Source organism: Niallia sp. Marseille-Q9988 (assembly GCF_976954375.1).
The window spans coordinates 53163-71659 of sequence record NZ_CDRJSZ010000007.1; the positions used below are offsets into that span (position 1 = coordinate 53163).

Genomic DNA, 18497 nt, shown 5'->3' on the forward strand with positions numbered 1-18497 from the left:
TTATTATAGAGATGTGTGAAAACCTTGAAACATGTTGGTTAACTAGAAAGACTGGCTGATTAATATTATTTTCCCTTCCTTGTCTCTTTTCTATCTTTTTTCCAAACAAAAATGTCATATCCCTTCTCTTCATGTATATATTGAAGAGAAGGTTTTTTATTTTATCTATGAGTGTTTTTTATGAATTAGGTAAATTTCAGAATCAAATAAAAAACGTATGGATGGGTACCATTTTTACGTTCATAAACAACTAACTTGCTAAGTAAATATAAAAACTAGCAAAAAAAAGGAGGGGAAAATAAAAAATAAGTCATAAAGAGATAGGACAACATCATAAATATATATTGTCTAATAGTATTAAAAGGATAATTCTATCCCATGTACTAGGAAAAGTTCAGGAGGGGATCACTTGGAAAAGGTAAATATTTTTAAAGATATTGCCGAAAGAACGGGCGGTGATATTTACTTAGGTGTAGTAGGTGCAGTACGTACTGGAAAATCAACTTTTATAAAAAAATTCATGGAATTGGTCGTAATTCCGAATATGGAAAATGAAGGGGAAAGAACAAGAACAAAAGATGAGCTTCCTCAAAGTGCAGCAGGAAAAACGATTATGACAACAGAACCGAAGTTCGTTCCAAATCAAGCGGCCTCTATTAAAGTAGATGAAGGGTTAGAAGTAAATATTAGGCTTGTTGATTGTGTTGGCTATACAGTGCCTGGAGCACAAGGATATGAGGATGAAAATGGGCCTAGAATGATAAATACACCATGGTATGAAGAACCAATTCCATTCCATGAAGCTGCTGAAATAGGAACTAGAAAGGTAATTCAAGAGCACAGTACAATTGGAGTAGTTATTACAACAGATGGTACTATTGGCGATATTCCAAGAAGTAACTATCTAGAAGCTGAAAATAGAGTAATTGAGGAATTAAAAGAGGTTGGGAAGCCGTTTATTATGATTATAAACAGTGCACAGCCATATCATCCCAATACGGAAGCATTAAAGGATGAGCTTTCTGAAAAATACGATATCCCAGTAATTGCGATGAGTGTAGAAAGTATGCGTGAAGCAGATGTTTTAAATGTAATGCGTGAAGCATTATTCGAGTTCCCGGTATTGGAAGTAAATGTGAATTTACCGAGCTGGGTAATGGTATTAAGAGAAAATCATTGGTTAAGAGATAATTACCAAGAAGCAGTAAAAGAAACAGTAAAAGACATTAAGAGATTAAGAGATGTAGATAGAGTTGTCTCTCAATTTAGTGAATATGAATTTATTGAAAATGCTGGTCTAGCTGGCATTGAAATGGGCCAAGGGATTGCCGAAATTGATCTATTTGCACCAGATGAGTTATATGATGACATTTTAAAAGAAATTGTCGGGGTAGAAATTAGAGGAAAAGACCACTTACTAGAATTAATGCAAGATTTTGCCCATGCAAAAACGGAATATGATCAAATTTCAGACGCATTAAAAATGGTGAAGCAAACAGGTTATGGGATTGCTGCTCCATCCTTAGTTGATATGAGCTTAGATGAACCTGAAATCATCCGTCAGGGATCTAGATTCGGCGTTAGACTAAAAGCTGTAGCGCCTTCTATCCATATGATTAAAGTAGATGTTGAAAGTGAATTTGCTCCAATTATTGGATCGGAAAAACAAAGTGAAGAATTAGTCAGATATTTAATGCAGGATTTTGAGGATGATCCATTATCAATTTGGAATTCAGATATTTTTGGAAGAAGCTTAAGTTCAATCGTCCGAGAAGGCATTCAAGCTAAACTCTCCCTTATGCCAGAAAATGCTCGCTATAAATTAAAAGAAACATTAGAAAGAATTATCAATGAAGGTTCTGGTGGACTAATAGCAATTATTTTGTAAGAACTCTATTTTAGGGTTCTTTTTTTTTATTTTATTTCGAGAAGAAAGCGAAATTTGGTATAAAAAAAGCCTAATAGAGGCATTTTATTTATTCTTATACCCACCATTTACTTAAGTGAAACAATGGAGTTATAGTTCTTTTTACGTTTTAATTTTGGTTGTAAATGGAAATTTTATGGTTTTAATGTTACGCTTTTATTTCAAAATAAGAAAATATCGCTATCAATACATAAAATTTCTTGATATGCATAAACGATTATGATAATCTTTTAAAGGAATTAGCGTTATATAAGGTTTCTTATTCTTTATGTAAGGGTTAAGTTACTTTATACTTGAATACTTCTTTGAGTGAACAAATGTATGTCATTTAAGAAAAAATTCGGTAGGACGTATATAATTCCGTTAATTTGTTTACAAATAAAGATATGAAACTAATTTTAGGCTTTTATTTGAAACACTCGGGAGGAGGTGAAAGGCATGAACAAGACAGAATTAATCAATGCAGTTGCTGAAGCAAGTGAACTATCAAAAAAGGACGCTACTAAAGCAGTTGACGCTGTTTTCGATACAATCTTGAATGCTTTAAAAGATGGTGATAAGGTTCAACTTATCGGTTTTGGTAACTTCGAGGTACGTGAACGTGCGGCTCGTAAAGGTCGTAACCCACAAACTGGTGAAGAAATTGAAATCGCAGCAAGCAAAGTTCCTGCTTTTAAACCAGGTAAAGCACTTAAAGACGCAGTGAAATAATTACATATAATAGTATTTCACTAAAACCGCGAAATTATCGCGGTTTTTTTTTATGAGTTTTTTTATAAAATAATGATGATTGAAATGAAAGGAGAAAAAGGAATAAGAGAGAATCTTTCCAAAGTAGCTATTGTACCCCTTTACTTTCTCTTGTGATATAATAAATAAAATATGTGATTGAAATGGAAAAGTTCTGTTTAGTGCTGTTTTCTAAAAGATTGGTGTGTTTCCAATAGAAAAAACCAATAAATTCAATAACTAATAAATCTGAATACACGTAGACTCCTATGGTAGCGGCTCGGCACTCGACCAATGGAAAGCGAAGTGTATTTAGGCTGCGGGTCATAGCAACAACTTTACATATAATAAAGAATAATATTTCGACAGTTTTTAGAGATTGGCATGAATAGATAATAGCGAAAGAGGAATAAATGGGGAACAAGGGTGATATTATGGCTATACAAGAATTAATAGAGAGTGTAAAAATCAAAGTAGTTGAAAAAACCTCCAATCATTATTTACAAAAACATATACCAAATCCAATTTTGGATGAACATAAGCTTTTACTAACAATAACAGTCTTATTACAGGCAAATGTAAAAAAACAGGATATTATTACCTATGCAACAACAATTACACTTATTCAGATTGCCCTTGATACCCATGAGCTCGTTACAAATGATAAGATGCATAAGGGAAATGAACGAAGTAGACAATTAACGGTATTAGCAGGGGATTTATACAGTGGGCAATACTATAAAATATTAGCTGAAATAGAAGACTTTAAAATGCTTAAGTTTTTAGCAGAAGGCATTAAAGTGATTAATGAGAATAAAATATTCTTCTACCATCATAGCGCAAAGGGAATAGAGCAATTAATAAAAAGTCTAAAAGATATTGAAGGAGCATTAATCCAAAAGCTAGTCGACTACTATCAAATGGATGGATGGAAAGCTTTTGTGGAAGAATTTTTGTTTCTTCATCGAATTTGCAAAGAAAAAGAGTTGTTTGATCAAACGAATAGTTCAATGGTAGTAGATGCTTTTTTTAAGTATGAGAATAAAAATAAATTAAATTCAATAACTAAAAATAATAAAGATGCAATGATGGATAAATATATAAAAGAGGCAAGTTTACGTGTAGAAGAGTTGTTAAATAGTCTTCCAGCATTGCAAGAAGAATTTAGAGAAACCGCCTATCGATTTTTGAATAAACTAAGCAAACAACAATTGTACGTAGAGGAAGGGTAAATAATAATGCAAGAGCAGCAGTCTAAAGAAGAAAAGGTACATAATGTATTTGAAAAGATTTATGGGAATTATGATAGAATGAATTCGTTAATTAGCTTTCAGCAGCATAAATTATGGCGAAAAGACACGATGAAGCGAATGAATGTGCCTAAAGGTTCAGCATGTTTGGATGTATGCTGCGGAACAGCTGATTGGACAATTAGCCTAGCAGAGCAAGTTGGCCCTAACGGGGAAGTGATTGGTCTTGATTTCAGTGAAAATATGCTAAGCATAGGAAAGCAAAAAACAGCTGAGTATAAAAATATACAGCTAATTCACGGCAACGCCATGGAGTTACCCTTTGCAGACAATCATTTTGATTTTGTAACAATCGGCTTTGGTTTGCGTAATGTTCCAGACTACTTAACTGTTTTAAAAGAAATGAGAAGAGTAGTAAAGCCTGGAGGGATGGTTGTTTGTTTAGAAACATCGCAACCAACAATGCCAATTTTTAGACAAGGCTACTATATGTATTTTAGATATATTATGCCGATTTTTGGTAAACTTTTTGCTAAAAGCTATAAGGAATATTCATGGCTACAGGAATCAGCGCGAGATTTCCCAGGTATGAAAGAACTAGCTATGATGTTTGAAGAAGCAGGATTAAAGAGAGTAGGATATAAAGCTTATTTTGGCGGTGTTGCTGCAGTTCATTTTGGTTATAAGTAATAATCTCAATAGTGATGAAAGTCCTGTAAGGGAGAAAAGCTTTTTAGCTGTTTAAAAATTTTATTTAGATATGGGAATAGCTGGAGTAGTCTAAATAGAAGTGGAGAAAATGTTTAACAAGGTTCGCCGCTGTTTTAGCAAAAATGGAAAGTATATTAAAGGCTACTATAAGAAAAAAGAACTAGAAATAATGTCAAGGAAATACATAATTATTTTAAAATATGGATACAAGTTGGGTGAGTAGTTGGTGAAATTAAAAATGATGTACTCATTTTTGAATTCGGATATTGAAAAAATTGAGAGAGAATTAGAAGAAACCGTACAGGCAAACTCTATTATATTACGTGAGTCTTCCTTGCATTTACTACAAGCAGGTGGAAAAAGAATACGTCCGATATTTGTATTGCTTGCAGGGCAATTTGGAAATTATGATATCCATAAAATAAAAAAAGCAGCAGTTTCGTTGGAATTAATTCATATGGCATCATTAGTTCATGATGATGTAATAGATGATTCTGATTTAAGAAGAGGTCAGCCTACTATTAAAGCAAAATGGGATAATAAAGTAGCGATGTATACAGGGGATTACATTTTTGCTCGGTCAATGGAAATTATGAGTGATATTAATAAGCCTGATGCCCACAGAGTACTTGCTAATACAATTGTGGAAGTCTGTATCGGCGAAATTCAGCAAATAAAAGACAAATATCGATTTGATCAAAATATTAGAGATTATTTTCGGAGAATAAAAAGAAAAACGGCTTTATTAATTTCAGCAAGTTCTTTAGTAGGTGCGATTGTTTCGGATGTTGAAGAAGAATTCCAGCAAAAGTTGCATCAATTCGGGTACTATGTTGGTATGTCTTATCAAATCATAGATGATGTACTAGATTTTGTTGGGACAGAAAAAGAATTAGGAAAGCCAGCAGGCGGGGATTTACTTCAAGGAAATATTACATTGCCTGTTTTATTTGCAATGGAAAATGAAGAGGTTCGCAAAAAAATAATCACTGTCCATGAAGCAATGTCAAAACAGGAATTAACGGAGGTTATTACAAGCATTAAAAATACAGATGCAATCGATCGTTCTCTTCAAGTAAGTGACCTGTATTTAAATAAGGCCCTCTTAACTATTCGTGATTTGCCGAATGGAAAAGCCAAATCGGCACTAGCTAATATAGCAAAATATTTGGGTAAACGTAAATTTTAGCAATTGTAACAGTACCTATTACATATGAAAGCGTTTAAAGATTCTTTTGCAAAATTCGAATTTTTGTGTTAAGTTCTTTTCATGAATAACCATTTTTGCTAGTCTAATACATATGGTAGGAGTGAGCTTATGGAAAGAACATTTCTAATGGTAAAGCCAGATGGTGTACAAAGAAATTTAATGGGGAAAATAATAGCCCGGTTTGAAGAAAAAGGTTTCCAACTCGTTGGAGCAAAGCTTATGCATATTTCGGAAGATTTAGCAGAACAGCATTATGCAGAACATAAAGGTAAGCCGTTTTTTACACAATTAGTAGATTTTATCACTTCTGGTCCTGTATTTGCAATGGTTTGGCAAGGAGAGGAAGTTATCGCAAAATCGAGAATAATGATGGGGAAAACAGACCCTCTAGAAGCTTTGCCAGGTACCATTCGTGGCGATTTTGGAGTAGTAAAACATAAAAATATAATTCATGGATCTGATGGAAAAGAAAGTGCGCAAAGAGAAATATCCCTATTTTTCGATGAGGAAGAATTAGTAGAGTATCATAAATTATTAGATAATTGGGTTTACTAACTTTTGGTTATAATAGCTGTCCTGTTCATCAGGACAGCTATTTATATGTGGATAAACGATATTATCAGGTAGCGTTCCCCGTGTTTCCTTTATCTCAGTCAGAGCCCTCCAGTTTGTACGACGATAAACAGGCGCCTCCACATTTCGATTAATTATATGAATTATCGGAATAAAATTTGGCCCTTTTTGAGGAAAATCGTATATACTAAAAAAGAAGTTGATTTTATGATGGTTGTGAGGAAATTACATGGAGAAGGATTTTCAAGATTTTATTAAGAATTTCTATAGATTATCAGGAATAGATTTGTCTTTATATAAAGAGGCACAAATGAAAAGAAGGTTGACATCTCTTTATGAAAAAAGGGGTTTTACTTCTTTTGCAGATTATTTTAAAGCAATACATACGAATAAGAATTTATTGGACGAGTTATTAGATCGGATGACAATTAATGTTTCTGAATTTTATCGTAATTATAAACGGTGGGAGGTTTTAGAGAAAAATATATTGCCCGATCTCCTTAAAGCTAAAGCGCAGATGAAGGTATGGAGTGCTGCTTGCTCGACAGGGGAAGAGCCATATACATTATCAATGCTTCTTTCCAATGAAATGAAGGCAAAGGATTTTCAAATCCTTGCAACAGATATTGATGTTAATGCATTGGAACGTGCGAAAAATGGTGTGTATTTAGAGAGAGCATTAAATGAAGTGCCAGTGGCGCAAAAGAATAAGTATTTTGAACAGCAAGGCTCGATGTATAAAATAATGGACGAAGTGAAAAAAAACGTCACATTTAAAAAACAGAATTTATTGGCGGATTCATTTGGTGGCCCATTCGATTTAATCGTTTGTCGAAATGTTTTAATATACTTTACAGAGGATGCAAAAGATTTGCTTTATCACAAATTCGCTCAAGCCTTAAGACCTGGTGGGATTTTCTTTGTCGGTAGTACAGAACAAATTTTTACCCCCGCAAAGTATGGCTTAGAAACAGCAGATACTTTCTTCTATCGTAAAATATAAGCAATGGCAAAACAACCACAAGAATATCCCGTTGTTTTGCCATTGTTTAAATAATTACTGTATGGTCATCCTTTGAATTTACAAGAGATTTAGATGATTTTGCAAAGATTTTTAGGTTTTTCTCTATTCATAACTGGATAGGTATGTTATATTGAAACATAATTACTTTAAAGCGTTGAAGGGAGAAAGGATTTATATATGAGATACTTAACATCTGGGGAATCGCATGGTCCCAAACTAATTACTATTATAGAGGGTCTTCCTGCTGGAATGCCTTTATTAGCGGAAGATATAAATGAAGAATTAGCTAGAAGACAAAAAGGCCATGGTCGAGGAAGAAGAATGCAAATAGAAACAGATACCGTGGAAATCGGTGGTGGAATTAGACATGGTTATACGTTAGGTTCACCTGTTTCTTTAATTGTAGAAAATAATGATTGGAAACATTGGACTAAAATTATGGGTCAACAGCCAATCGATGAAGCAGAAGCAAATGAAATTAAGCGGAAAATTAGCCGTCCAAGACCAGGCCATGCTGATTTAAACGGTGCTATTAAATATGGTCATCGAGATATGAGAAACGTATTAGAGCGTTCGTCCGCACGTGAAACGACCGTTCGGGTGGCAGCTGGTGCAGTTGCGAAAAAGCTGCTCTCTTTATTGGGGATTAAAATTGCTTCCCATGTTGTGGAAATAGGCGGAGTGAAATCCAATGTTACGAATTATGCATCAATCGAGAAGCTTAGGGAAATAACAGAGAATTCCCCTGTCCGTTGTTTAGATGAACAAGCAGGCGCTGAAATGATGAAGGCGATTGATGATGCGAAAGCAAGTGGTGATTCTATTGGAGGCGTAGTAGAAGTAGTTGTGGAAGGTATGCCAATTGGCGTCGGCAGCTATGTTCATTACGATAGAAAGTTAGATGCGAAGCTTGCTAGTGCCATAATGAGTATTAATGCATTTAAGGGTGTCGAGATTGGTATTGGTTTTGAAGCGGCGAGAAAGCCAGGAAGTGAAGTCCATGATGAGATTATCTGGGATAAAGAAACAGGATATTCTAGAAGAACGAATCGTTTAGGTGGTTTAGAAGGTGGAATGACAAATGGCATGCCAATTGTTGTTAGAGGGGTTATGAAGCCGATTCCGACACTTTATAAACCATTAAAGAGTGTTGATATTGATACGAAAGAAGAGTTTACAGCAAGTATTGAACGGAGTGATAGTTGTGCAGTGCCAGCAGCTTCAGTTGTTGCAGAGCATGTTATTGCATGGGAGCTTGCTTCAGCTATCGTTGATCAATTTTATTCTGATCGTTTCGAAGGACTTGTTGCTAATATTAGAGAGCATAACAAACATGCGAGGGAATTCTAATGCCCACTGTTTCAATTCAAACTTCGTCGAAACAATATGATATGTGGATTGGGGAACATGTCATTAAACAACTACATTCGTTTATTCAAAGTAAATTTGAAGACGTAACGAAAATATTGATTATTACTGATGAATCCGTAAAGAAGCTACATTTAGCAACAGTAGAAAAAGAACTTTCCTCTCTCCCTGTTATAACATATACAGTACCTGCAGGGGAAAAGGCAAAATCATTCGATGTTTTTTATGCTTGCCTTACCTATATGCTAGAACAACATTTAGATAGAAAATCACTAGTTTTGGCATTAGGTGGTGGAGCAGTTGGGGATTTAGCTGGCTATGTAGCTGCATCCTTCATGAGAGGTATTCCCTTTATTCAAATACCTACAACTGTTTTAGCTCATGATAGTGCAGTTGGTGGAAAAGTTGCGATAAATCATCCTCTTGGAAAAAATATGATTGGTGTTTTTAATCAGCCAGAAGCGGTTTTTTATGATACAACCTTTTTGTCTACTCTGCCAATTCAGGAGCTGCGTTCAGGGTTTGGTGAAGTGATCAAGCATGCATTAATAAGTGATTCACAGTTTTATCAAGATTTGACTACTAATATAAATAACTTATCAAAAGTAGACATAGCTTATTGGTCTGAAATACTAGAAAAGGGAATTCTAGTTAAACGATCTATTGTAGAGAAAGATGAAAGAGAATCAAATATACGAGCTTTTTTGAATTTTGGTCATACGCTTGGGCATGCAATTGAAGCGGAGATGGGCTATGGTAAATTTACGCATGGGGAAGCTGTCGTAATCGGAATGATTTTTGCATTAAGGTTAAGCAAGAAGAAATATGATATAGCCTTTTCAATGGAGGAATACATAAAGTGGCTCCAATTACTTGGTTATACCTGTGATATTCCAGTGAATTTAGAAATAAACAATTTAATTAATCGAATGAAGCAAGATAAGAAATCGATTAATGGAACAATCCGTTTTGTCTTACTAAAAGAATTAGGTAAACCTGTTTTAGTAGAAATAGGTGAAGCGGAAATTAGAGAAGAATTAGCTATATTTAAAGGTGGGAAGTAGATGATTAGAGGAGTTAGGGGAGCTATTACGGTTGAAAATAATGTAGAGGCAGAGATATTATCAGCTACAGAAAGCCTTTTTAAAGAAATGATAAACTCCAATCAAATTAAAGCGAGCGATGTTGCCTCTGTATTTTTATCAGTAACGGATGACATTAATGCAGCTTTTCCTGCAAAAGTGATTCGTATGCAAGAAGATTGGATATTTGTTCCGGTAATGTGTATGAAGGAAATAGCAGTTCCCAATTCATTAGAGAAGTGTATTCGTATTATGATGCATTGGAATACAGAACTTTATCAGGATGAGATTCAACATATTTATTTAGAAAAGGCAATTCAATTAAGACCAGATTTAACAAAACAATAAATAACTTTTGGGGTGAAAGAAAATGAAGTGGAAAGAGCAGCTTTTAAATTTAAAAGCTTATCAACCAGGTAGAACGATTGAAGAAGTAAAAAAACAATTTAATTTAGACCGAATTGTAAAACTTGCCTCCAACGAAAACCCTTTTGGAAGCTCTCCGAAAGTTTTAGAGGCATTGAAAAAAGTAGATGGCTCGTATGCTTTATATCCAGATGGATATGCTACAAACTTACGCTATGCGCTTGCTGATTTTCTAAAAGTAACACCAGAAGAGTTAGTGCTTGGTAATGGATCGGATGAAATTATATTAATGATTTCAAGAGCTCTACTTAGACCGGGATTAAATACTGTAATGGCTAGTCATACATTTGGTCAATATAAGCATAATGCAATTGTGGATGGTGCAGAGGTTAGAGAAGTGCCCCTAACAGAAAAAGCAGAGCATGATTTACCTGCGATGCTTGCTGAAATAGATGAAAATACTAGTGTAGTGTGGTTATGTAGTCCTAATAATCCAACTGGTACATATATTCCAGAAAATGAATTAGTTTCTTTCTTAGAAAAGGTACCAGAAGATGTCTTAGTGGTATTAGATGAAGCGTATTTCGAATATGTAGTTGCGGATGATTATTATGATTCTATTTCACTGACAAGAAAATTCAGCAATCTTATTGTGCTACGAACATTTTCAAAAATATATGGTCTTGCAAGCTTCCGTGTTGGATATGGAGTAGCAAATGCCACTCTATTAAACACTTTAGATCCAATTAGAGAACCTTTTAACGTTAATACATTAGGGCAAATTGCGACTGAAGAAGCATTAAAGGATCAGGAGTTTGTAGAAACTTGTAGACGGAAAAACAGAGAAGGATTAGAGCAATTATACCGTTTTTGTGAAGAAAATAATTTAACATACTTTCCATCCCAAACGAATTTTCTCTTAGTTGATTTTAAAATCGATGGAAATGAAGTGTTCCAATATTTAATGAGTAAAGGATATATAGTTCGTTCGGGTGTTCCTTTGAATTTCCCTACCTCAGTTCGTATAACAATTGGTTCGAAAGAAGAGAACGAAGGATTGATTCAAGTCATGACGGAGTTTCTTGCTGAACAGAAAGTCGCGAAATAATGATGGGAAAAGAAGGCGGTGATAGGATGAATGGTCGCGTCTTCATAATAGGTTTAGGACTTATAGGTGGATCGTTGGCTTTATGTATAAAAAAAGAACATCCAGAAAGTACTATTTTTGGATATGATATTTCCCGAGATAATTTAAAATTAGCCAAAATGCTAGGGGTTATTGATGAAATAGCATCAACGATTGAGGCAGGAGCACAAACTGCTGATCTCATTATTATTTCAACACCTGTAAAAGAAACAGAAAAAATCATCGATTTGCTTTCGACATTAGCGTTAAAACAACATGTACTAATTACAGATGTCGGAAGCACAAAATCTGTTGTTACAAATAAATCGCAAGTGTTATTGGACAAAGGTATTACTTTTATTGGGGGCCATCCGATGGCTGGATCCCATAAAAGTGGTGTCTCTGCTTCCAAAGTTATTCTATTTGAAAATGCCTTTTATTTACTAACTCCTCACGAAAGTATTAAGGAACAAGTGGTTCAAGAGTTACTTAAATGGCTCCAAGGAACAAATGCAAAGTTTCTAATTATTTCTCCAGAGGAGCATGATTTATTGGCAGGTGCCATTAGCCATATGCCACATATAGTTGCAGCATCGTTAGTGCACCAGGCAGATCACATTAGTGAAAGACATGAGCTTGTTACAAGGTTAGCAGCAGGTGGATTCCGAGATATTACTAGGATTGCATCAAGCAGTCCTTCCATGTGGCGGGACATCTTAATACATAATAAAAACGTATTAATTCAGTTAATGAATGACTGGAAACAAGAAATGGATAAAGTGCTTTCACTGATTAAACATGAACGAGCAGATGAGTTATATGACTATTTTTCACGAGCAAAAAAAGTAAGGGACGGTTTGCCTCAAGACCAAAAAGGTGCCATACCAGCTTTTTATGATTTATTTGTGGATGTGCCTGACTATCCAGGGGTAATTTCCGAAATTACTGGCTATTTAGCAAAAGAAAATATAAGTATAACAAATATTCGAATAATGGAAACGCGGGAAGAGATTTTTGGAATACTAGCAATCAGCTTTCAAACAGAGGCAGATAGAATAAGAGCACAGAAATGCATCGCTTCTTATTCTAATTATGATACTACGATTGGATAGAACGAAGGTGAATGTATTGGAGTTATTAACATTAAGAAGTAATAGGAATGGGTTAAAAGGTGAAATTGAAGTTCCGGGTGATAAATCGATTTCTCATCGTTCGATCATGTTTGGATCCATTGCAAATGGAATGACAACAGTAACAAATTTTCTATTAGGAGAGGATTGTTTAAGTACAATCTCTTGTTTTCGAAAATTAGGGGTATTAATAGAACAAGATACCCAAAAGGTCGTTATCTATGGAAAAGGAATGAGTGAATTACAAGAACCAAAAGATATTTTGGATGTTGGGAATTCGGGTACAACGATTCGCTTATTAACGGGAATATTAGCAGGATTACATTTTCACAGTACGTTAATTGGCGATTCTTCAATAGGCAAACGACCAATGACAAGAGTGGTTACTCCTTTAAGGGAAATGGGTGCGAAAATTGACGGCAGAGAAGAAGGAAAGTATACTCCTTTATCCGTACGTGGTGGAAATCTACAAAGTATTACCTATCGATTGCCTGTAGCAAGTGCACAAGTAAAATCTGCAATATTATTTGCCGGCCTTAATGCAGATGGAATCACAACGGTGATTGAGCCAGTACCTACTAGGGATCACACCGAGAGAATGATTCAACGATTTGGCGGGAAAATTAGTAGACACGAAAATGAAATTCAAGTAGAAGGTGGCCAGAAACTTCTTGGTACAGAAATTCATGTTCCAGGAGATATATCATCTGCGGCATTTTTCCTTGTAGCTGGTTGTATTGTCTCTAACAGTAGCATTACTTTAAAAAATGTGGGACTTAATCCTACAAGAACAGGAATAATAGACGTTTTGCAAAGCATGGGAGCAAGCATCGATATTCAAATAGATGCTGCTGATGCTTTTGAACCGACTGGAACAATAAATGTGATGTCAAGTAAGCTTAAGGGAACAGTTATCGAAGGGGAGATTATCCCGAAATTAATTGATGAAATCCCAATCATTGCATTGTTAGCAACACAGGCAGAGGGAGTTACGGTTATAAAAGATGCCCATGAATTGAAGGTTAAGGAAACTAATAGAATTGATACTGTAGTAATGGAGCTAAAGAAATTAGGTGCGGATATTCAAGCAACTGATGATGGAATGATTATCACAGGTGGGACGAAGCTGACTGGAGCAAAAGTAAATTCTCATGGAGATCATCGCATCGGAATGATGCTTGCAGTTGCTTCACAGATTTGTGAAGGAGAAATGATTCTCGAAAACGTGAATGCTATTGCGGTGTCGTATCCAGCTTTCTTCGAACATCTTCATATATTGTCTAACTAATAATTGGTCGTCGATGAACATACTACGTTTGTCGACGAATTTTTTTTGGAACAGAAAACCATTAAAAATGTGGATTAATGGAATATTTGCTATTGTTTAATCATAGCCTGTCTTAAAAGAATAGGTGGTGATTTAGGATGCGATATATCATCGAAAATATACATTTATTAAAAAGGCAAAGATTGAAGAAGACATCTATCCTAATTGAGGATAATCGAATTGAATTACTTAAAGATAAATTCCACTCTTATCAATATATGCGAATGGATGGCTCTCCATATATAATGACACCCACTACAGTTATGCTTGATAACCAAGTGAAGCAAATGAACTCTAGTACACAACAAAAAAAGTATATAGAAGAGAACTTGATCAAAAAGGGATGTACAACCTTTCTCTTTTATATAGAAGTAAAGAGAGAAAGAGAATTGGCTTTGCAATTAAAAAAAATAAACAGTCAATTACTAAATTGTGCAATAGATTATGTTGCAGCCGTAAAGATTCCTTTATCATTATTATCGCCTAGTTTTGTACGAATGTGTAAAAGAGAAAAAGTACCAGTTTTATTTATTGAGATTGAAGATATTAAAGCCTTATATCAAATTCCATGGGGATGGATAAAAGAGGCTTTATTTCCATATAATGCACCACTCGTACCGATATTTTTAGCAAAAGATGAACAAGAAAAGAAAATGGCACAAAATATATGGTCAAGTTTAATGAGAGATGTTAAAATACCATCTATTCCTCATGAAATAAAAGAAGGAATGCCAGTCGACTATTCTGATTTAGCCAAAATAGGGATTTATCCATTTAAAGGAAATGTGTACCAAGGTGGCGAAGTAACGTATAATTTAGTTGCTTACGATGAATCAATCATAAATATTGAAGAAAACGATTTGTTTCTTTATCATTATGATAGAATACAAATGACTATACACAAAGGAAAATGTATTCGAGCAGGGGCAAAGGTGTATTATCGTCCAGGCTATGGTGAATTACTTGAAGTAAAAGTACCTTCCTTCCTAACAATATAGAAGGAGATTAGAGAGGATTATCATATGGAAAGAGTTAATGAAATTATATCTTTATTAGAAGATGGACAACAAGAGAAAGCGTTAAAATATTATCAAGATGTTTTAAAAATGGGCAATAATGAAGAAAGATTTGTGCTAGGCGAAGAACTATTTCAGCTAGGTTTTTTGGAAGAAGCCAAAAATCTATTTTTAGTACTACTAGAAGGGTATCCGGATGAAGGAGAATTACTTGTTCTAGTTGCAGAAGTGGAAATGGAATTGGGAAATGAGGAAATAGCGATTTCTTATTTAGAGAAAATTAACCCGAAGGATCCCTCTTTTCCTCAAGCTTTACTATTGCTTGCAGACTTATATCAAATGGATGGGTTGTATGAGGTTAGTGAACAGAAATTAAAGGAAGCAAAAAAAATCCTACCAGATGAAGTGATTATTGACTTTGCCTTAGGTGAATTATATTCGGAACAAGGAAAAATTGCTGATGCGATAAAATCCTATCAAAAGGTATTACCAATGCAGGAAAATATTGCTGGAGTTAATATCAACGGAAGGATTGCGGATAACTTAAGTGCGGGGGGAGCCTTTGAGGATGCAATTGGCTATTATGAAAAAGCACTCGAAGAAAAAATAGAGATAAATACGTTATTTAATCTTGCTTTGACTGCCTCGCAGGCGAGCCTATATACGGTTGCGATAAATCGTTTTGAAGAGGTAAAAGCTTTGGATTCATCCTACCATTCCCTCTATTTGTATTTGGCCAGAGCATATGAGCATGAAGAAATGCTTGACGATGCATACAAAACAGTTTTAGAAGGAATAAAGCAAGATGAGTTTAATAAAGATTTATATTTATATGGTGGCAAATTAGCTTTAAAACGTGGTGATGAACAAAAAGCCGAGGAACATTTTAGAGAAGCACTTGCAATAGATCCTGAGTTTATAGATGCAGTGCTTTTATTAAATAAATTATTCTTAACTCAAGATCGATTTGAGGATGTCATCGAGTTAATTGAGCTGATGGATAAACAAGAAATGGAAGAGCCGCAATTGCATTGGGATGCAGCCAAAGCATTTCATGGCATAGAAAAATATTCAGAGGCATTAAACAAATATCAATTAGCATATACTTTCTTTAAAGAACTTCCAGATTTTCTATATGATTATGGATATTTTCTTTTAGAAGAAGGAAAAAGAAGGGATGCTGCCGAAATTTTTAATATGCTATTACAAACAGACCCAAGTAATGAAGAGTATATTGAAATCTTGCAACGCCTCACAGAAAACGAATAATTAAGTAATTGAAAAAGGGTAAAAGTATTTTTCACATGGTGACTTTCGTAAAGGATTTTCTTTTAGCGAAATTAAATTTATGGGAAAAGGGCAAACAAAAAGCTTGTTGGTCCACTCTAGTTGTCATTTCCTTAGGAGCGATGCAGGTAAAGCAGGTTGGATAATAAAATTTGTTGCAAGCAGAGGAGGGAATTACAAATGAAAACCCCTGTATCTGTCAATGAAAAAAAAGACTTCATTCGTTGGTTTTTAAATCATTATCAATTGAAGAGACGGGAATGTGTTTGGATTTTAAATTATTTAATGAGTCATGATCAATTGATGGAAAAAGTCCATTTTGTTGAAAATGCAGAAAAATGTCCAAGAGGGCTGATTATGTCCACGCATTGTGTAGATGAAGTACCTTTTAGGTTTTATAAAGAAAATGTAATGACTACAGATGCAGAAAAGTCTTTTCATGATATTCGCCTAAATAGAGATGAAGATATTTACATTCAGCTGAATTTTTACGCATCAAATCAAGTTCATCAATACGCAGCTGTACTAGTAGAAAATCCATTTATGCCGAAAAAGCTACAAATAACCGAAAAAGATAAAATGATTGCTGAACAATTTTTGGTAAGTAGCATAGAAAAATTTCAAAAAGAAAAACTTCTCCAATTAATCGATGAAGCATTAGATACTGGAGATAAAGATATGTTTAATACCTTAACGAATCAATTAAAATTCTTTCAAAATAAATAAGGTTACTTGTCTTCCCGTAAAGCGAACTTTACGGGATTTGTTTTTTTACTAAAGTTCTAATTTCTTGAGATTTTCCTATGCCCTCTAAACTGTGATAAAATAGGAGGATCAGTTATGGAAAAGGGGAAAATGTGTGAGAAGTATTTATATGATACTAAGCAATCGTTCATTTTTAGGGCTGTTACTCATTATTAACATAGTAGGAACGGCTTATGGCTATTATTGGTACAGGTTTCAATTAGCAGAGACACCGACAAAATTTCTGCTCTTCGTACCTGATAGTCCGACAGCAAGTCTCTTTTTTGTGTTTGTATTAATAGCTTTCTTATGGAAAAAGAATTGGCCGCTTATAGAAGCACTAGCTTTAATAACTTTATTTAAATACGGAATATGGGCAGTAGTAATGAACATTCTTGTCTATGTTGAAACAGGAGCAATTGGGATAGACTCATGGATGCTCATTTTTTCACATGGGGCAATGGCAATTCAAGGATTGTTATATATTCCTTTTTATCGTTTTAAATGGATCCATATTCTACTTGTAGCAATTTGGACTTTACATAATGATGTTATTGACTATGTGTTTAAGATGATGCCTAAATATAGTGTCTTGGATCAATATATGGCAAATATCGGCTACTTTACTTTTTGGCTTAGTATTCTAAGTCTATTAATAGGTGTATATGCATATAAAAAAAGGCAGCAATTACAATGGAAAATTCAATAGAATTATTTTTTTAGTCTAACCTTGTCCAACTCATCATACATTTTTAATAGTAGATAGAGGAGGGACAAGAATGAAGGCTAAATTGGTTATGTTGTTGATGATATTGATTTTACTTTTGCCTATCTCTTTTTCTGTATATGCAGACCAAAAAACGCCTGCTAAAGAATTAGATGAACTAGATACACTTTCAGATGAAGTATTACAGCTTGTACGATCAGAACGATATGAGGATGCTAAAAAAATTCTTGATTATTTTTCGAATCAATTTAGTACGGTAACGGTAAATGGCAGTCTATTTACACTCGATGAACAGCGAATATTAACTGGAGCGCATGATGAAGCGATAGAAGCTATAACCAATCCATCGATAGATAGTGATCAACGGATTAATACTGTAACGAAATTTCGATTGGCGGTAGATGCTGTTTCATCAGGTGAGCAGCCCTTATGGACACAAATGGAAGATCCTGTTATGACAACATATCGAGATATGAAAGATGCAATCATTTCTGAAGATAAAGAGAGATTTAATGAGAGATTAGATGCGTTCTTATCGCTCTATCAAATTATTAATCCTAGTCTTAAGCTAGATGTTTCAACCACTCAATTTCAAGAACTGAATTCTCTTGTCGAGTTTCTAAATACCTACCGTTTACAAGTATTTAATCAAAAAGGGACCCAAGAAGAAGTTGGTCAATTAGAAGCGGAGCTACAGGATGTTTTTAATCAGCTGTATGAAGATGAGGCGGATCCTTCATTATGGTGGGTGATTATTTCTACAGGAAGTATCATTATTCTTACTTTATCATATGTAGGATGGCGAAAATATCTTGGAGATAAAGCAGAAAAAAGACAAGCAAAACAAAAGAGAGATAAAATTTGACTTTGAAGTTTTTCTTGCTTACAATAAAAATATAC

18 protein-coding genes are annotated in these 18497 nt (G+C 34.4%); all 18 read left to right on the forward strand.

Features of this window, described 5'->3' with window-relative positions; genetic code table 11:
- Positions 1-409: 409 nt before the first annotated feature.
- The 18 genes from spoIVA (at position 410) to ypjB (ending at position 18462) form a co-directional block, all read left to right on the forward strand.
- The gene (spoIVA, locus tag ACWNMZ_RS13850; protein ID WP_031538299.1) at positions 410-1888 is read left to right on the forward strand and encodes a stage IV sporulation protein A; all 1479 of its coding nucleotides are present in this window, start codon (positions 410-412) and stop codon (positions 1886-1888) included.
- A gap of 477 nt (positions 1889-2365) precedes the next feature.
- The gene (locus ACWNMZ_RS13855; RefSeq protein WP_016203034.1) at positions 2366-2638 is read left to right on the forward strand and encodes an HU family DNA-binding protein; all 273 of its coding nucleotides are present in this window, start codon (positions 2366-2368) and stop codon (positions 2636-2638) included.
- 431 nt (positions 2639-3069) lie between these two features.
- Positions 3070-3888 (forward strand): heptaprenyl diphosphate synthase component 1, encoded by an 819-nt coding sequence (locus ACWNMZ_RS13860; protein ID WP_048717802.1) that lies wholly within the window; start codon positions 3070-3072, stop codon positions 3886-3888.
- 6 nt (positions 3889-3894) lie between these two features.
- Positions 3895-4596 (forward strand): demethylmenaquinone methyltransferase, encoded by a 702-nt coding sequence (locus ACWNMZ_RS13865; RefSeq protein ID WP_031538301.1) that lies wholly within the window; start codon positions 3895-3897, stop codon positions 4594-4596.
- Positions 4597-4843: 247 nt separating this feature from the next.
- Positions 4844-5806: a heptaprenyl diphosphate synthase component II gene (gene hepT / locus ACWNMZ_RS13870; RefSeq protein ID WP_031538302.1), complete on the forward strand. Its 963-nt coding sequence runs from the start codon at positions 4844-4846 to the stop codon at positions 5804-5806.
- Between the two features lie 129 nt (positions 5807-5935).
- Positions 5936-6382 (forward strand): nucleoside-diphosphate kinase, encoded by a 447-nt coding sequence (ndk, locus tag ACWNMZ_RS13875; protein ID WP_031538303.1) that lies wholly within the window; start codon positions 5936-5938, stop codon positions 6380-6382.
- Positions 6383-6629: 247 nt separating this feature from the next.
- Positions 6630-7403 (forward strand): CheR family methyltransferase, encoded by a 774-nt coding sequence (locus ACWNMZ_RS13880; protein WP_031538304.1) that lies wholly within the window; start codon positions 6630-6632, stop codon positions 7401-7403.
- Positions 7404-7601: 198 nt separating this feature from the next.
- Positions 7602-8774, forward strand: a complete 1173-nt coding sequence (gene aroC / locus ACWNMZ_RS13885) for a chorismate synthase (protein ID WP_251628003.1) — start codon at positions 7602-7604, stop codon at positions 8772-8774.
- The gene (gene aroB / locus ACWNMZ_RS13890; protein ID WP_251628001.1) at positions 8774-9856 is read left to right on the forward strand and encodes a 3-dehydroquinate synthase; all 1083 of its coding nucleotides are present in this window, start codon (positions 8774-8776) and stop codon (positions 9854-9856) included. Before aroC ends, aroB begins: the two co-directional genes overlap by 1 nt.
- Positions 9857-10222, forward strand: coding sequence for a chorismate mutase (gene aroH / locus ACWNMZ_RS13895; RefSeq protein ID WP_251627999.1), 366 nt, complete (start codon positions 9857-9859; stop codon positions 10220-10222).
- A gap of 22 nt (positions 10223-10244) precedes the next feature.
- Positions 10245-11348 (forward strand): histidinol-phosphate transaminase, encoded by a 1104-nt coding sequence (gene hisC / locus ACWNMZ_RS13900; protein ID WP_251627997.1) that lies wholly within the window; start codon positions 10245-10247, stop codon positions 11346-11348.
- Positions 11349-11374: 26 nt separating this feature from the next.
- Positions 11375-12478: a prephenate dehydrogenase gene (locus ACWNMZ_RS13905; RefSeq protein ID WP_251628029.1), complete on the forward strand. Its 1104-nt coding sequence runs from the start codon at positions 11375-11377 to the stop codon at positions 12476-12478.
- 16 nt (positions 12479-12494) lie between these two features.
- Entirely contained in the window at positions 12495-13784 is a 1290-nt protein-coding gene (gene aroA, locus ACWNMZ_RS13910) for a 3-phosphoshikimate 1-carboxyvinyltransferase (RefSeq protein WP_441993819.1), read from the forward strand.
- A gap of 137 nt (positions 13785-13921) precedes the next feature.
- The gene (locus ACWNMZ_RS13915; RefSeq protein ID WP_251627993.1) at positions 13922-14821 is read left to right on the forward strand and encodes a hypothetical protein; all 900 of its coding nucleotides are present in this window, start codon (positions 13922-13924) and stop codon (positions 14819-14821) included.
- A 24-nt stretch (positions 14822-14845) separates the two neighbouring features.
- The gene (locus ACWNMZ_RS13920; protein ID WP_031538312.1) at positions 14846-16108 is read left to right on the forward strand and encodes a tetratricopeptide repeat protein; all 1263 of its coding nucleotides are present in this window, start codon (positions 14846-14848) and stop codon (positions 16106-16108) included.
- A gap of 198 nt (positions 16109-16306) precedes the next feature.
- Positions 16307-16852 (forward strand): ReoY family proteolytic degradation factor, encoded by a 546-nt coding sequence (locus ACWNMZ_RS13925; RefSeq protein ID WP_031538313.1) that lies wholly within the window; start codon positions 16307-16309, stop codon positions 16850-16852.
- 133 nt (positions 16853-16985) lie between these two features.
- On the forward strand, positions 16986-17579 hold the full coding sequence (locus ACWNMZ_RS13930; protein ID WP_035416534.1) for a DUF1405 domain-containing protein: 594 nt from the start codon (positions 16986-16988) through the stop codon (positions 17577-17579).
- 70 nt (positions 17580-17649) lie between these two features.
- Complete coding sequence (gene ypjB / locus ACWNMZ_RS13935; protein ID WP_031538315.1) at positions 17650-18462, forward strand: sporulation protein YpjB; 813 nt, start codon at positions 17650-17652, stop codon at positions 18460-18462.
- Positions 18463-18497: the final 35 nt, after the last annotated feature.

Coding starts and splice junctions, on each gene's coding strand:
- ACWNMZ_RS13855 (WP_016203034.1), top strand. CDS start 2,366: ATGAACAAGACAGAATTAATCAATGCAGTTGCTGAAGCAAGTGAACTA.
- ACWNMZ_RS13860 (WP_048717802.1), top strand. CDS start 3,070: ATGGGGAACAAGGGTGATATTATGGCTATACAAGAATTAATAGAGAGT.
- ACWNMZ_RS13865 (WP_031538301.1), top strand. CDS start 3,895: ATGCAAGAGCAGCAGTCTAAAGAAGAAAAGGTACATAATGTATTTGAA.
- ndk (WP_031538303.1), top strand. CDS start 5,936: ATGGAAAGAACATTTCTAATGGTAAAGCCAGATGGTGTACAAAGAAAT.
- ACWNMZ_RS13880 (WP_031538304.1), top strand. CDS start 6,630: ATGGAGAAGGATTTTCAAGATTTTATTAAGAATTTCTATAGATTATCA.
- aroC (WP_251628003.1), top strand. CDS start 7,602: ATGAGATACTTAACATCTGGGGAATCGCATGGTCCCAAACTAATTACT.
- aroB (WP_251628001.1), top strand. CDS start 8,774: ATGCCCACTGTTTCAATTCAAACTTCGTCGAAACAATATGATATGTGG.
- aroH (WP_251627999.1), top strand. CDS start 9,857: ATGATTAGAGGAGTTAGGGGAGCTATTACGGTTGAAAATAATGTAGAG.
- hisC (WP_251627997.1), top strand. CDS start 10,245: ATGAAGTGGAAAGAGCAGCTTTTAAATTTAAAAGCTTATCAACCAGGT.
- ACWNMZ_RS13905 (WP_251628029.1), top strand. CDS start 11,375: ATGAATGGTCGCGTCTTCATAATAGGTTTAGGACTTATAGGTGGATCG.
- ACWNMZ_RS13915 (WP_251627993.1), top strand. CDS start 13,922: ATGCGATATATCATCGAAAATATACATTTATTAAAAAGGCAAAGATTG.
- ACWNMZ_RS13920 (WP_031538312.1), top strand. CDS start 14,846: ATGGAAAGAGTTAATGAAATTATATCTTTATTAGAAGATGGACAACAA.
- ACWNMZ_RS13925 (WP_031538313.1), top strand. CDS start 16,307: ATGAAAACCCCTGTATCTGTCAATGAAAAAAAAGACTTCATTCGTTGG.
- ypjB (WP_031538315.1), top strand. CDS start 17,650: ATGAAGGCTAAATTGGTTATGTTGTTGATGATATTGATTTTACTTTTG.